This window comes from Prevotella sp. P5-108 (assembly GCF_002251385.1).
GTDB lineage: Bacteria > Bacteroidota > Bacteroidia > Bacteroidales > Bacteroidaceae > Prevotella.
This window is the reverse complement of the sequence record NZ_NPJJ01000008.1, coordinates 141819-155306: the sequence shown is the minus strand read 5'-3', so window position 1 is coordinate 155306 and position 13488 is coordinate 141819. Positions and strand designations below refer to the sequence as shown.

The window sequence follows — 13488 nt, the reverse complement described above, 5'->3', positions numbered from 1 at the left end:
TGAAATCTTGTAAAACAAATCAGTTCAACTAACAGAACTTGTAAAGTAAAACAGAGAACTGAATAAAAGTAGTAAACCTAATTAGTTAATCGCATCCAATTCTGTCAACTAATTTTAGGAATAGTCAAAATGAGCGACCTTGTAAGCAATGAACGACCTTAAAGCAGAGATCAAATGGCAGACAACAAGATAAATATCCGCAAACTGGAAGCTGACCTTTGGGAGTCGGCTGACTTGCTTCGTGCAGGTAGTAAATTGACATCGAGCCAATACTGTATGCCGGTATTGGCATTGCTGTTTCTAAGGTACGCATATAGTCGCTTCAAGATGGTTGAAGCTGAATTGCTGAAGAATCGTCCAAGCCGTGGTGGTCGCGTAATGCCTGTTGAACCAAGTGACTTTGCGGCAAAAAGTGCGCTCTACCTTCCTCGTGAGGCCCAGTTTGACTATTTGGTCAATCTCCCGGACAACCAGCCTTTGGGCGAGGCGGTAAACCATGCCATGACATTGGTAGAGGAGCAGAGCGAACAATTGACCGGTATTCTGCCAAAGTCATATACGATGTTCAGCGATGAGCTGTTGCATGAACTGCTTCGCATTTTCAACAATAAGACGCTGGACGAGATTGGTGGCGATGTGATTGGCCGCATCTATGAATACTTCCTCTCGAAGTTTGCCAAGGCTGTAGCTTCAGATGATGGTGTATTCTTTACTCCAAAATCATTAGTAAAGATGCTTGTCAATGTACTGGAACCAAAACAAGGTGTGATGCTCGATCCCGCTTGTGGTTCAGGAGGTATGTTCGTTCAAACAGGCGATTTCGTGAATGCTGGAGGCATGAACGCCAACACCCAGATGACCTTCTACGGTCAGGAAAAGGTTGAGTACAATGCTCAGCTCTGTTTGATGAATATGGCTGTACATGGCTTGAATGGTCGCATCATCTCTGGTGATGAAGCCAATTCATTCTACCATGATGCTCACAATCTGGCTGGCAAGTGTGACTATGTAATGGCTAATCCTCCTTTCAATGTAGATAAAGTAAAGTCCGAATCCGCATCAGCAGCAGGTCGTTTGCCTTTTGGCTTGCCGGGTGTGAATGCCAAGACAAAGGAGATTGGCAATGCTAACTACCTTTGGATTTCTTACTTCTATGCCTATCTCAATGACCATGGTCGTGCAGGCTTCGTAATGGCATCGTCGGCAACAGATAGCGCAAACAAGGATCGTGACATCCGAGAGAAACTTGTACTGACTGGTGATGTTGATGTGATGGTCAGTGTGGGCAATAACTTCTTCTACACCCTTTCGCTGCCATGCTCGCTGTGGTTCTTCGATAAGGCAAAGCGTTTAGAGAATAAGAATCGTGTACTTTTCATCGATGCTCGAAACTATTACACAGTCGTTGACCGTACTCTCAATGAGTGGTCTGAATGGCAGTTAAAAAACTTGCAAGCTATTGTCCATCTGTATCGTGGGGAGACAGAGAAATACCGTCAGTTGGTGGCTGAATACAATGACGCCCTTGATGGCAGAACCTTGCAGCAATGCGAGGAAGAGCTGGTAGCCATCAAGCAGGCAGCGAAGGATGCCGTAGCCAATGCTGTCCGAAAGGAGAAGAAGCGAGTGGAGCGTGAGCAGAACGAAAGCATTGCAGAAGCAGAAGCTATGCTTGAGACAGCCCGTCAGCGCGAGTGGCTCACTTCGAAGTTCGGCCTCAATGGCGAATACCGGGATGTGCCGGGACTCTGCAAGATTGCCACGCTCTCAGAAATAGAAGAAAAGAACTACAGCCTCACTCCTGGTGCATACGTAGGCGTAGCAGAGGTAGAGGACGATGGTATTGATTTCCACGAACGTATGAACGAGATTCATGCAGAGCTCGCCTCACTCAACAAAGAAGCCAACTTGCTAATGAGTGAGATCATGAAGGAATGGGAAACCCTTAACTCGAAGTAAATCATGGCAAACGAGATAAAACCAATAGGGTCAACTGACATTTCAGCAATGGGTGCAGTAGTTGAAAATTTGATGACTGACCTCCGCCAAATCATTGACGAAGCGCGAATCCATGTGGCATCTACAGCCAACTATGAGCTTACCATGATGTACTGGCATATTGGCGAGCGAATCAACCGTGTTGTACTTGGAAATGAGCGAGCTACATACGGAAAGCAAATTGTGCCGCAAGTGGCGACACAATTGCAAGCACTATACGGCAGTAAAGGTTTTGAAATACGAAACGTCCGAAGAATGATGCAATTTGCTCAACAAATCAAAGAAGAGAAAATTGTGTCACAACTTGCGACTAAATTAAGTTGGTCTCATTTCATAGAGGTACTTTCTCTCAAAGATGAATTGCAAAAAGAATTCTATTTAACGTTAGCAGCAAATGAATTATGGGGACGCAACCGACTTCGCAAGGAAATTGATGGAATGCTATACGAACGTACAGCATTGTCGTCAAAGCCTGAGGAAGTTGTAAAACAGGAACTTGCCAATGTCAGAGATAATAAAGTAGTTTCTCCTGATGTAGTATTCAAAAGCCCTTATTTCCTTGAATTTACTGGGTTAAAAGGCATGTATAGCGAGAAGGACTTGGAAGACAGTCTTGTAGCACATTTGGAACAGTTCATTCTTGAACTTGGAAATGGGTTCTGCTTTGTTGAGCGTCAAAAGCGTATGATTATTGATGGAGAGGATTTCTATCTTGACCTGCTGTTCTATCACCGCAAGCTACATCGCCTTATTGCCATTGACTTGAAACTCGGTCGCTTCAAGGCTCAATACAAAGGACAGATGGAGCTCTATCTACGTTGGCTTGAGCAGAATGAAATGGAGCCGGGGGAAGAAACTCCACTTGGTCTTTTGCTCTGTACCGAAGGCGGTGAGGAACAGATTGAACTACTCCAACTCGACAAATCGGGAATAAAAGTCGCTCAGTATATGACAGAATTGCCTCCGCGCGATGTCCTCATACAACAGATACAAAAGTCCCTTGAAGTTGCTAACGTTAAATGGGGAAATGAAAGAAAGGAGGATGAGGTATGAGTGAGTGGAAGAAAGTGAAATTGAAAGATTGTTGCCATAGTATATCTGATGGTGACCATTTACCACCACCAAAATCAAATAGTGGTGTACCTTTTGTGACCATTGCCAATATTGATGCTACTAATCATATTGACTTTGGCAACACTATGTTTGTACCTTTAGAATATTACAATAACCTCAATGATATTCGCAAAGCAAAGTGCAATGATATTCTGTATTCGGTTGTAGGATCATTTGGAAAACCTGCACTTATCAAAGAGAATATACCATTTGCTTTTCAAAGGCATATTGCCATTCTTCGTCCTAATAATGAGATAGCAGATTCTCGTTTCCTTTATTATGTGATGCTAACACGGGATTTCTTTATGCAAGCAGATACTGTTGCAATAGGTGCTGCTCAAAGAACGATTAGCTTAACTGCATTAAGAAACATGGAGGTTAAATTACCTTCCATGGAAACTCAACACCGCATAGCCTCTATCCTCTCTCGCTACGACTCATTGATAGAGAATTATCAGAAGCAGATAAAGCTATTGGAAGAAGTTGCTCAGCGACTCTATAAGGAATGGTTCTTTGACCTCCACTTCCCCGGACACGAAAACACCAAGATTGTCGATGGCGTGCCAGAGGGATGGGAGAAGAAGCCTATTAAAACAATTATAGAATTGCAAAGTGGTTATGCCTTCAAGAGTTCTGCATTTATGGAAGATGGCATATACAAAATCGTGACAATCAAAAATGTAAAGGATGGTGCATTTGACGGAGAAAATGTTAGTAAAATAGCATCTATTCCGGAAAAGATGCCCAAACACTGTATCCTTGAAGATGGTGATATCCTGCTTTCACTTACTGGCAATGTTGGCAGAGTCTGCATTGTTAATGGCAAAAATTATTTACTGAACCAACGAGTTGCAAAACTCAAATCTGCATATAAAGCATATACATATTGTCTATTTAGAAGCAGGGATATGTTTATTGAGGTCAATAATTTGGCGAATGGAGCTGCTCAACAAAATGTGAGTCCAATAAGAATTGGTGAAATGAAGATTCTTATTCCTGAGAAGAAATGGTTGGATGATTTTGAAAGAACAGTTTCAAACTATATATTAGGTATTATTACTCTCCAATCTCAAATCCGCTTCCTAACCGAAGCGCGCGACCGTCTGCTTCCCAAACTGATGAGCGGCGAGATAGCAGTATAGACAAAATAAATAGATATGAATACTTACGAATTTATAACAATTACCATTGCAGTTCTCAGCATTATTGCCTCTGCGATATTGACCTTCTTTTCAATTAGGTCGAGCAATCAGTCTACCAAACTATTGGCAAGAGTGATGCGAGAAAACAGTAGAATGACTAGCAGTGAACATCTTTCACTGTATCGAATAGAAGCATTTTACAATGCTGTGGCTATCAGAAATTTGGAGTTTGAAATCAAAGTTATTCAAGACAAATTACAAACAACTACCAATGACCATAAAGAATTGGAGATAAAGTTGAAACAATTGCAAATGAATCATCAATTCATGAAGATTCGAGAAACGCAACTTCTTCAAAACGATTTTTCGCTTCAAAAAGAATTAAGTGAACTTCATAAAGAGATAAAAGTATAGTTTCATTATGGCAAAAGACTATAGCGAAGACCTGCTGATACAGAAATCGACAGCCGAGTTGCTGGAACAAGAACTTGGTTGGAAATCTGTGTATGCCTTCGATAACGAAGTGCTTGGCGAACAAGGAACACTTGGACGCAAGACTCAGCATGAAGTGGTGCTAACTCGTCACCTGCGCCAGGCTCTGAAACGTCTGAATCCTTGGATGACCGACAAGCAGTTGACAGAAGCCGTCGAGCGTATGACAAGCTACATGAGCTCGCAGACGCTGATGCAGATCAACGAGGAGAAATACCAGTATCTGCGTGATGGTGTGCCTGTCACTCGCCTGAAACCTAATGGCGAGACAGAGCTGGTACGTGCCAAGGTTATGGACTTTGCCAATGTCGATAACAACGAGTTTATTGCCGTCAGAGAGCTTTGGATAAAAGGACCTATCCACAAGCGCAGAGCAGATGTAGTGTGCTTCGTGAATGGTCTTCCTGTCATCTTCATCGAACTGAAGAATCATGACCAGGACATACAGAATGCTTATACCGACAACTATCGCGACTACCTTGATACCATCCCTCACCTGTTCCACCACAATGCCATGATCATGCTTAGCAATGGCATGGAGAGCCGTGTGGGTACGGTAGGGTCAAAGTGGGAGTTCTTTCATGAGTGGAAACGACTGACGGAATTGGACCATGGCAACATCGAACTGCCAACGATGCTCCGCGGCATCTGCAAGAAGGAGAACCTGCTGGATTTGCTTGAAAACTTTATTCTCTTCGACCATAGCGGTGGTTCGACGGTGAAGATTCTGGCACGTAACCACCAATACCTCGGGGTGAACCAAGCAGTGGAAATGTATCGCCATCGTGAGGCGATGAAAGGTAAACTGGGTGTGTTCTGGCACACCCAAGGCTCTGGCAAGAGTTATTCGATGGTATTCCTGGCTCAGAAGATAAGACGTAAGTTTGAAGGCTCACCAACGATAGTTGTACTGACCGACCGCGACGAATTGAACAAACAGATAAGTGACACCTTCGAGAATTGCGGACTGTTGGGCGGATTGAAAGCCAAGCAGTTCATCGCCCATAGCGGTGATGACCTACGGCAGAAACTGCAAGGCAACCCTTCGTTCATTTTCTCATTGATACAGAAGTTTAACAAGGCAGATGCCGAGCCTATCTATCCTGACCATGACATCATTGTGATGAGTGATGAAGCCCATCGTACCCAGAATGGTGTCTTTGCCGACAACCTCATGCACATGCTGCCAACGGCAAACCGTATCGGCTTCACTGGTACACCTTTGCTCAGGGATGACAATATCACAGCACGTACCTTCGGGCAGTATGTTTCGGTCTATGACTTCAAGCGTGCCGTGGAGGATAAAGCAACCGTGCCTCTTTATTACGAGAATCGTGGTGAGAAGCTACAGGAACTGAAGAATCCGGAAATCAATGCAGAGATTGCTGCCAGATTGGATGAAGAGGACTTGGATCCTTCACAGCAAGCTAAACTAGAGCGTGAGTTTGCACAGGAAGTACATTTGTTGACCGCTGAGAAACGACTGCGAGTAGTGGCACAGGACTTTGTGCGCCATTATAGCGACTTGTGGACGAGTGGTAAGGCCATGATGGTAAGCTTCAACAAGGTAACTTGCGTCCGCATGTATAACTACGTGCAGGAGTATTGGCAAAAAGAGATAAAGGCTCTACGCAAACGTATTGAGCAAGATCCATGGCAACAGGAAGTTCAGGAGATGAAGCGTAAGCTGCAATGGATGGAAGAAACCGAAATGGCAGTTGTTGTATCGCAGGAGCAGAACGAGATACAGACATTCAAGAAATGGCGACTTGATATCACTCCACATCGTGAGAAGATGGAGAAAAGGGAGTTGGACAAGGAATTCAAGGATGCCGACGGCAAACTGCGGGTGGTCTTTGTCTGCGCCATGTGGCTGACAGGTTTTGACGTAAAAACGCTGTCATGCCTTTATATTGACAAGCCAATGAAGGCGCATACCTTGATGCAGACCATTGCCCGTGCAAACCGTGTGGCAGAAGGTAAGTCGAATGGGCTTGTCATCGACTATATTGGCATTGTGAAAGCACTCCGCCAAGCACTGGCTGACTATACAGCCAATCCTGATGGCGGAGACGGCGGCAACGACCCTACAGTCAACAAGGAAGAACTGATAAAGAATGTTTGGGAAATCATTGCGACAGCGGAAACATTCCTGCATGAAAAAGGTTTTGAATTGCAGGAACTCATTGATGCAATGTCATTTGAGAAACTGTCACTTCTGAAGAAGGCAGCAAACCAACTTTGTGATAAGATTGAAACCCGTAAGTCGTTCTGCACATTTGCGACAACCTTGCTCAAACTTTGGAAATATCTCGACCGTGAAGATATAACCGAAGACATGCGCAAAAAGAAAGATGCTCTGGAAGCCATCTACAAGGAATTACAGAAAAAGCGTAAGCACGCGGACATCACAGACCTGAGTGTAGCAATCAATGATATTGTCAATGAGCATCTTGAAATAGATTCCAATGCTATGATGGTTGCTGATGGTAGTGGTCGGAGATTCGACATAAGCGGTATTGATTTCGATTTGCTTAGACGAGAGTTCGCTAAACGAGAAGATAAAAACCTCGTACTAAGAGACATTCAAGACTTACTTCAGGAGCGTCTGGCTCGACTATTGGCAGAGAATCCATCAAGAATTAACTTTTACGAAAAGTATCAGGAGATTATTCAAGCGTATAACCAAGAGCAGAATCGCGCAACGATAGAGAAGACCTTCGAGGAGTTGATGCATCTGTCTCAATCTCTCAGCGAAGAAGAGAAGCGTTATGTACAAGAAGGATTCAAGAGTGATGAAGAGCTCTCGCTCTATGACCTCCTATTGAAAGACAATCTGTCAAAGACAGAAGTCAAAAAGCTGAAGGATGTAGCCATAGAGTTGCTTGCTAAAATAAAGGAACAGTTGTCTGGAATGGATCATCCATTTGACAAGCCAACGACTCGTGCTACTCTTATCATTACCATACGTGATGTTTTGTGGCAGGAACTTCCAGAGAGTTATAGCGAAGAAAGTATAAACTACTACCGCGATACCATTTACAACTATGTTAGTCAAAGATATGGTGGTGTGGCATATAACTAAGAATGGACGAAAATGAATCGACTCGTTATCATAGGAAATGGTTTTGACATGGCTCATGGTCTCAAAACCTAAAAAAATCCAAAATCTGTGCAACGGCGTGCACGGATTTTGGATTTGTATGCGTGTCAGGACAGGATGATGCCTGCCCTGTGTCGAGGCAGATATTCGGATGTCACACAACGGTGATCAGATAATAGTTTTTCTTGCCACGCTGTACGAGCAGGTACTTGCCGTCGATGAGGTCATCGGCTGTGACCATCTGGTCGAATGTGGCAAGTTTCTCCTTGTTCAGCGATACGCCACCGCCCTGTACGAGCTTGCGCATCTCACCCTTGCTTGCGAACACTTTGGCCTCGTCGCAGGTAAAGATTTCCACGGCAGGCTGGTTCAGTTTGTCTTTGGACAGCATGAAGTGCGGAACGCCGGCGAAAACATCGAGCAGCGTGGCTTCGTCGAGTTGGCGCAATTGCTCGTTGGTGGCTTTGCCGAAGAGGATATTGGATGCAGCCATTGCCATCTCGAGGTCTTCGTGCGAGTGAACCATCGTGGTCACTTCCTCGGCCAGACGCTTCTGCAGTACACGGCGACCGGGATCCTGACGATGCTCTGCCACCAATGCCTCGATTGTTTCGCGGTCGAGCGAGGTAAATATCTTGATATACTTCTCGGCATCATCATCACTGACGTTGAGCCAGAACTGATAGAAGGCATAGGGAGTGGTACGGTTGCGGTCAAGCCATACGTTTCCGCTTTCGGTCTTGCCGAACTTCTTGCCATCGGCCAGACGGTGTATCATGTCGATGGCGTGGTTGCGGTTGCGCGGTTCGGGCAGACAGTCACCGTTGAATATCACGAAGTCGTAGTCCTCGTCCTTGGCCAGCTCTCTCAGCCTACCGTATGTCTTGCTCTGGTCGTGCAGGTCGTTGAAGACGAGGCAGCCGAAGTCGCCGTCATCGCCCGGAGTGCGGAACGAGTAGAACCTCGTGCGCAGCGTGTCGCCGCCGAAGTGGTTGGCATAGGCGCTCTTGTGCAGGATTTCCTGCACGCACACGCGGTAGTAGTAGCGGGTGCCGGGCTGCAGATGGTCGAGCTTTATGTTGTTTTCGATGTCATAGCACACCTCCTGGCCGTCCATCAGAGCGCGAGCCCTGCGGGTGTTGAGCGTGTCGGTGCCGTATTCTATCCAGCAGTGGCCCACGCAGTTGGTCTGGAACATCACGTTCATCGATGTCTTTGTCGCCAGTTGCAGATAGGGCTGCGTGGTGAGCAGTTGCGCTGTGGGCGTGGGCAGTACGATGTCGGCGTAGATGGGGCGGTGGTCCGACGCCTGCGTGTTGACCACCTGCGCATTGAGCGTCACCGCTGGTTCGCCCACATAGGGGCGGTAGTTGGCCCACTCGTCGTCGGCTCCCGGCCGCTTCACGTCGCCATAGCTCTTGTATGCGGCGATATAGTCCAGACAGGCTTGCGGAGAGTCTGCGGGCCACGACTTGGCGTTCTTGCTGCAGATATGGAAGTCTTTCTCCAGCTCGCCGATGAAAGTAGACCCTAGCTCGGCGTTCATGTCGCCGGCTATGATGAAGGGCTTGCGGCTCGTCCGTGCCATCTCTGTGATGATGGCGAGCGACGCCATGCGGTCTTCCTCGGTCAGCGACAGGTGGGTGGCGGCAAACACGTAGTCCTTGAACTCTGCCACGATGATGGCGCGTGCTTCCTCGCGTCCGGGCAGTGCCCTACGCTCTATCCGCAGCGGACGCTGTCGCGAGAGGATGCCTATGCCGTATCGGCCGCCGTCGAAGTCTATGGCCGCGGCATACGAGGCATAGTAGCGCATCGCGTCGGCTATCTCGCCCAGGGCATAGGTGTGACCCGTGCGGCGTGTCATGCTGTCCACCTCCTGCACCGCCACCACGTCGGCATTGATTTTCTCGAGCACCCGGGCTGTGCGCAGATAGTCCAGGCGCCCGTCCATACCCATACCGTGCTGTATGTTGTACGACGCCACCCTCTGCCGGTTTTTCCCGGTCGGGGTCTGTGCTTTGGTGGCTATGGTTGTAGACACAATGGTAGCGAGCAGCGCCAGTACGGCGCTTCTCATCAGGGCGAGGGTTGTGGTCTTCATCTCTTCGGTTGTCTGTGTAGTAAGTTATTTGTAGACTGCAAAGTTCGCAATAAATCGCAAAATGAGCAAGAGCAAAGCCATAAATCCTTTGTTTTTCATGACAAATCGTGGTTCCGCCTCCGTCTCTGCCGCCTTGTCGTCCGCCCGAGTGGGGGCTGTCTGTGTGCCCGTTGCCAGTGATAGTTGGCTGACGGGTAGTCCTGAACTCGCAAAAAATGTGAAAAACAGCCACGTTTTTCATAAAAAACACATCCGAGGCATTGCCCTTCACCCAACTTTCTCTACATTTGCAGCGAGTGTATTATGAATTATCGTGCAGCGCCAGCCCTTATGGCTGCTCTGCGGTGTAACTTAATTGTGTAGTATGAGAAAAACCAATGTTCTCCCAGCCGATGGCAAGTTGGGAATTATGCTTGTAGGTTGTGGCGCCGTGTCCACCACCTTCATGACAGGTGTGTTTATGACCCGCCGAGGTCTCGCCAAGCCCATAGGGTCGATGACCCAGTACGACCGGATACGCGTGGGACGCGGCTCCGACAGCCAGTATCTCCATTATTCAGACATCGTGCCGCTGGCGCAGCTCGACGACATCGTCTTCGGCACCTGGGATGTCTATCCCCAGAATGCCTTCCAGGCAGCCATGTATGCCCAGGTGCTCCAGGAGAAGGACATCCTGCCCGTGCGCGACGAGTTGGAGCAGGTGGTGCCCATGCCGGCAGCCTTTGACCGCAACTATGCCAAGCGGCTCGATGGCGACAATGTCAAGCCATGCCACACGCGATGGGAGATGGTCGAGGCGCTGCGTCAGGACATACGCGACTTCAAGCGCAAGCATGGCTGTGCGCGCATCGTGGTGCTCTGGGCGGCTTCCACCGAAATCTATGTGCCTGTCGACATGCAGGTGCATGGCACCCTCGAAGCCCTTGAGGCTGCCATGAAGGCCGACGACCGCCAGTACATCGCTCCCTCTATGTGCTACGCCTATGCAGCGCTGGCAGAGGGTGCCCCCTTCATCATGGGCGCCCCCAATACCACGGTCGACATACCCGCCATGTGGCAGCTGGCTGAGCAGACCCACATGCCCATTGCCGGCAAGGATTTCAAGACCGGACAGACGCTCGTCAAGAGTGGCTTTGCGCCTATCATCGGTACGCGCTGCCTCGGACTGAGTGGCTGGTTCTCGACCAACATCCTCGGCAACCGCGACGGACTGGTGCTCGACGAGCCCGCCAACTTCCACACCAAGGAGGTGAGCAAGCTCTCTACCCTCGAGACCATCCTCAAGCCCACCGACCAGCCCGACCTCTACGGACATGGCAACGACGAGGACACGCAGTATTATCACAAGGTGCGTATCAACTACTATCCGCCGCGCAATGACAACAAGGAGGGATGGGACAATATAGATATATTCGGATGGATGGGTTATCCCATGCAGATCAAGATCAACTTCCTCTGCCGCGACTCCATCCTCGCCGCTCCGCTGTTGCTCGACCTGGCGCTGCTGAGCGACCTCGCCGCCCGTGCCGGACGCTATGGCATCCAGCGCTTCCTGAGTTTCTTCCTCAAAGCGCCCATGCACGACTATACCCGTGGCGAAGAGCCCGTCAACAACCTCTACCAGCAGCACACCATGCTCAAGAACGCCATCCGGGAGATGGGTGGCTACGAGGCTGACGAAGAGCTCGACTAACCCACGCCCCTCTACATATTTCTATCCTGTAGACAGGACTCCCGAACAAACGGCAGCGCCCAGTGCGTTGCCGTTTGCTTTTGGGGATGAGGCTGTGGGGCGTTTGCAGCAAATGGCCATAGCGAATAGGATACAAAAAGATTTGTGGCTTTTCAGGGCTGTGCCCTTGGCAGTCGTGGGCGGCGACAAATATCTGCGAGAGCAAGTTCTCCGAGATTTGCTACCGCTCACAGCAGCGCCTGCCTGGCGGCAGCGGGTCAATCCCTCTGCATCTTTAGGGAATTCCCCCGCCACCTTTAGGGATTATGTCTCGGCTGCTGCGTGCAGATGTGCTAACTTTGCAGGCATAAGATAGATACAATCACATCCATAAACACATAGAGACCCATGAAGAGAAATGAATGGTTGGCGCTAATCGCCACAACACTGATGATGCTGGCAGTATGCCAGTCTGCACTCGCCAAGAACAGCAAGACCGTAGAGCGCGGGATGACCAAACAGCAGGTAGAGGCCATACTCGGCAAGCCCAAGTTGACCAGCTTCGATGCCTCGGGCGACCGATGGGAATACCGCAGCGGCGTATCGCTCTCGGGCAATGTACGTAGAACCCTCATAGGCTTTGACCTCAGCGGACGCGTAGTCTCCTACGACTCGCAGCTGGTGCCCGTCTATGAGAGCGGGGCGGCAGGCAGCCGCGAGCCCCGTCGCGGTGGCGAGGTGGGGTGCCCCATAGTGCCCGGCTACTACGACGCCAGCCTCGACGAATCCTCGTTTGGCATACTGCGGGGCAAGATACAGCGTGCGGGCTTTGACTCTACCAAGTACGACCTGATAGAGGTGGCGTGTCTGGGCTGCTGCTTCACCTGCCAGCAGACCGCCGAACTGATGAAGCTCTTCTCCTTCAGCGACGAGCGGCTCAAGGTGCTCGGACTGATGGCGTCGCGCATCGTGGATGTGCAGAACGCTGCCACCATCTACCGCCTCTTCACCTTCGACAGCGACAAGGACAAGGCTGCCGACATCATCAGCCGCAGCCGATAGACCGCCGATGGTGGCGTGGGTATCTGCAAAAAAAGATAAACAGTAGATAGAAATCAGGAGATTTGCCTTTGACTTAGGCAGCAAATGATTAACTTTGCAGTCGTATGCAGGATACCAATTACAAGCGTCTGCGCTCTTCATGGCTGCTGCTGTTGGTCTATGTGCCCATGCTGCTGGCCGTCACGCTGCACCGCCATGATGGCGTGCAGGAGGCCGATGCTGCCTTCTACTGTGAAGACTGCGCCCGCAATGTACATCACGACGGCCACCTGGTGGCTTTCCAGCCCGCCCTGCATGCCTGTGTGCTCTGCCAGTTGCAGAGTATACCCTATCTTCCACCACTCCTGCTCACGTGCGCGGTCATTGCCGTGCCGTTCTGCATGTTGCGCCGTGTGGCCGCAGCCCCCTGTATGCGCCGCGCCCACGCCGCCAGCCCAGCCCGAGCACCTCCTTATTATGTCTCTGGACTGTAACAGCCGTTGCAGCCATTTTTCCCCAGCCTTTCGTGGTCGTCTATAGCGGTCGCGGCGCATTGCCTTGCCTGTTGTCGGAGCCATCTCTGGCGGCGCCGCAAGCCCTGCTGCCGGTTCGTGACGGATGATACGTGGACGCGTGCCTTATGTTACGAACTCACGTGCCTTACGAAACGAGCCCACGTATCAAATGATACGAGCCGCTATCCATGACCACGGCGCCACCCCAGACCATCACAGATGATGACCACCGCAGCAGCGGCGGGGCACGACAGGCATGCCCGCGCCGTGGCGCAACGGTCGTCGATACACATAATAAGTAGAAACAA

10 protein-coding genes and 2 pseudogenes are annotated in these 13488 nt (G+C 49.5%); 9 read left to right on the top strand and 3 right to left on the bottom strand.

The features are described from left to right. Nucleotides 1-174 precede the first annotated feature (174 nt). The 5 genes from CIK95_RS01650 to CIK95_RS01630 are packed head-to-tail and all read left to right on the top strand — an operon-like array spanning nt 175 to nt 7830. Nucleotides 175-1959: a class I SAM-dependent DNA methyltransferase gene (locus tag CIK95_RS01650; RefSeq protein ID WP_094466089.1), complete on the top strand. Its 1785-nt coding sequence runs from the start codon at nt 175-177 to the stop codon at nt 1957-1959. A gap of 3 nt (nt 1960-1962) precedes the next feature. Next, nucleotides 1963-3051, top strand: a complete 1089-nt coding sequence (locus CIK95_RS01645; RefSeq protein ID WP_216820569.1) for a YhcG family protein — start codon at nt 1963-1965, stop codon at nt 3049-3051. Continuing rightward, entirely contained in the window at nt 3048-4253 is a 1206-nt protein-coding gene (locus CIK95_RS01640) for a restriction endonuclease subunit S (protein WP_094466088.1), read from the top strand. Before CIK95_RS01645 ends, CIK95_RS01640 begins: the two co-directional genes overlap by 4 nt. 15 nt (nt 4254-4268) lie before the next feature. Further along, a complete protein-coding gene (locus CIK95_RS01635) occupies nt 4269-4667 on the top strand; it encodes a hypothetical protein (protein WP_094466087.1) in 399 nt (132 codons plus the stop codon). 7 nt (nt 4668-4674) lie between these two features. Beyond that, a complete protein-coding gene (locus CIK95_RS01630) occupies nt 4675-7830 on the top strand; it encodes a type I restriction endonuclease subunit R (protein WP_094466086.1) in 3156 nt (1051 codons plus the stop codon). A 172-nt stretch (nt 7831-8002) separates the two neighbouring features. Here CIK95_RS01630 and tyrS read toward each other — a convergent pair. Both tyrS and CIK95_RS13395 read right to left on the bottom strand, forming a co-directional pair. Further along, a pseudogene (gene tyrS, locus CIK95_RS13400) lies at nt 8003-8611 on the bottom strand (tyrosine--tRNA ligase); the annotation flags it as partial. A 267-nt stretch (nt 8612-8878) separates the two neighbouring features. Then, nucleotides 8879-9928: pseudogene (locus CIK95_RS13395) on the bottom strand (endonuclease/exonuclease/phosphatase family protein); the annotation flags it as partial. An 85-nt stretch (nt 9929-10013) separates the two neighbouring features. On the opposite strand from CIK95_RS13395, the gene CIK95_RS12670 reads away from it, so the two are divergent. The 4 genes from CIK95_RS12670 to CIK95_RS01605 all read left to right on the top strand — a co-directional run bounded on the left by CIK95_RS12670 (nt 10014) and on the right by CIK95_RS01605 (nt 13159). Next, nucleotides 10014-10259: a hypothetical protein gene (locus CIK95_RS12670; protein ID WP_022310711.1), complete on the top strand. Its 246-nt coding sequence runs from the start codon at nt 10014-10016 to the stop codon at nt 10257-10259. Between the two features lie 57 nt (nt 10260-10316). Beyond that, on the top strand, nt 10317-11645 hold the full coding sequence (locus tag CIK95_RS01620; protein WP_094387760.1) for an inositol-3-phosphate synthase: 1329 nt from the start codon (nt 10317-10319) through the stop codon (nt 11643-11645). A 387-nt stretch (nt 11646-12032) separates the two neighbouring features. Further along, complete coding sequence (locus tag CIK95_RS01610) at nt 12033-12686, top strand: DUF4476 domain-containing protein (protein WP_094385538.1); 654 nt, start codon at nt 12033-12035, stop codon at nt 12684-12686. A 104-nt stretch (nt 12687-12790) separates the two neighbouring features. After that, nucleotides 12791-13159: a hypothetical protein gene (locus CIK95_RS01605; RefSeq protein WP_094387763.1), complete on the top strand. Its 369-nt coding sequence runs from the start codon at nt 12791-12793 to the stop codon at nt 13157-13159. Between the two features lie 203 nt (nt 13160-13362). Here the strand turns inward: CIK95_RS01605 and CIK95_RS13540 are convergent, their stop codons facing one another. Next, nucleotides 13363-13488 (bottom strand): hypothetical protein, encoded by a 126-nt coding sequence (locus tag CIK95_RS13540; protein WP_256387365.1) that lies wholly within the window; start codon nt 13486-13488, stop codon nt 13363-13365.

Excerpts from the sequence above, each read along its gene's own strand:
- CIK95_RS01630 (WP_094466086.1), top strand. The coding sequence starts at position 4,675 with ATGGCAAAAGACTATAGCGAAGACCTGCTGATACAGAAATCGACAGCC.
- CIK95_RS01620 (WP_094387760.1), top strand. The coding sequence starts at position 10,317 with ATGAGAAAAACCAATGTTCTCCCAGCCGATGGCAAGTTGGGAATTATG.
- CIK95_RS01650 (WP_094466089.1), top strand. The coding sequence starts at position 175 with ATGGCAGACAACAAGATAAATATCCGCAAACTGGAAGCTGACCTTTGG.
- CIK95_RS01635 (WP_094466087.1), top strand. The coding sequence starts at position 4,269 with ATGAATACTTACGAATTTATAACAATTACCATTGCAGTTCTCAGCATT.
- CIK95_RS01640 (WP_094466088.1), top strand. The coding sequence starts at position 3,048 with ATGAGTGAGTGGAAGAAAGTGAAATTGAAAGATTGTTGCCATAGTATA.
- CIK95_RS12670 (WP_022310711.1), top strand. The coding sequence starts at position 10,014 with ATGAGCAAGAGCAAAGCCATAAATCCTTTGTTTTTCATGACAAATCGT.
- CIK95_RS01605 (WP_094387763.1), top strand. The coding sequence starts at position 12,791 with ATGCAGGATACCAATTACAAGCGTCTGCGCTCTTCATGGCTGCTGCTG.
- CIK95_RS01610 (WP_094385538.1), top strand. The coding sequence starts at position 12,033 with ATGAAGAGAAATGAATGGTTGGCGCTAATCGCCACAACACTGATGATG.
- CIK95_RS01645 (WP_216820569.1), top strand. The coding sequence starts at position 1,963 with ATGGCAAACGAGATAAAACCAATAGGGTCAACTGACATTTCAGCAATG.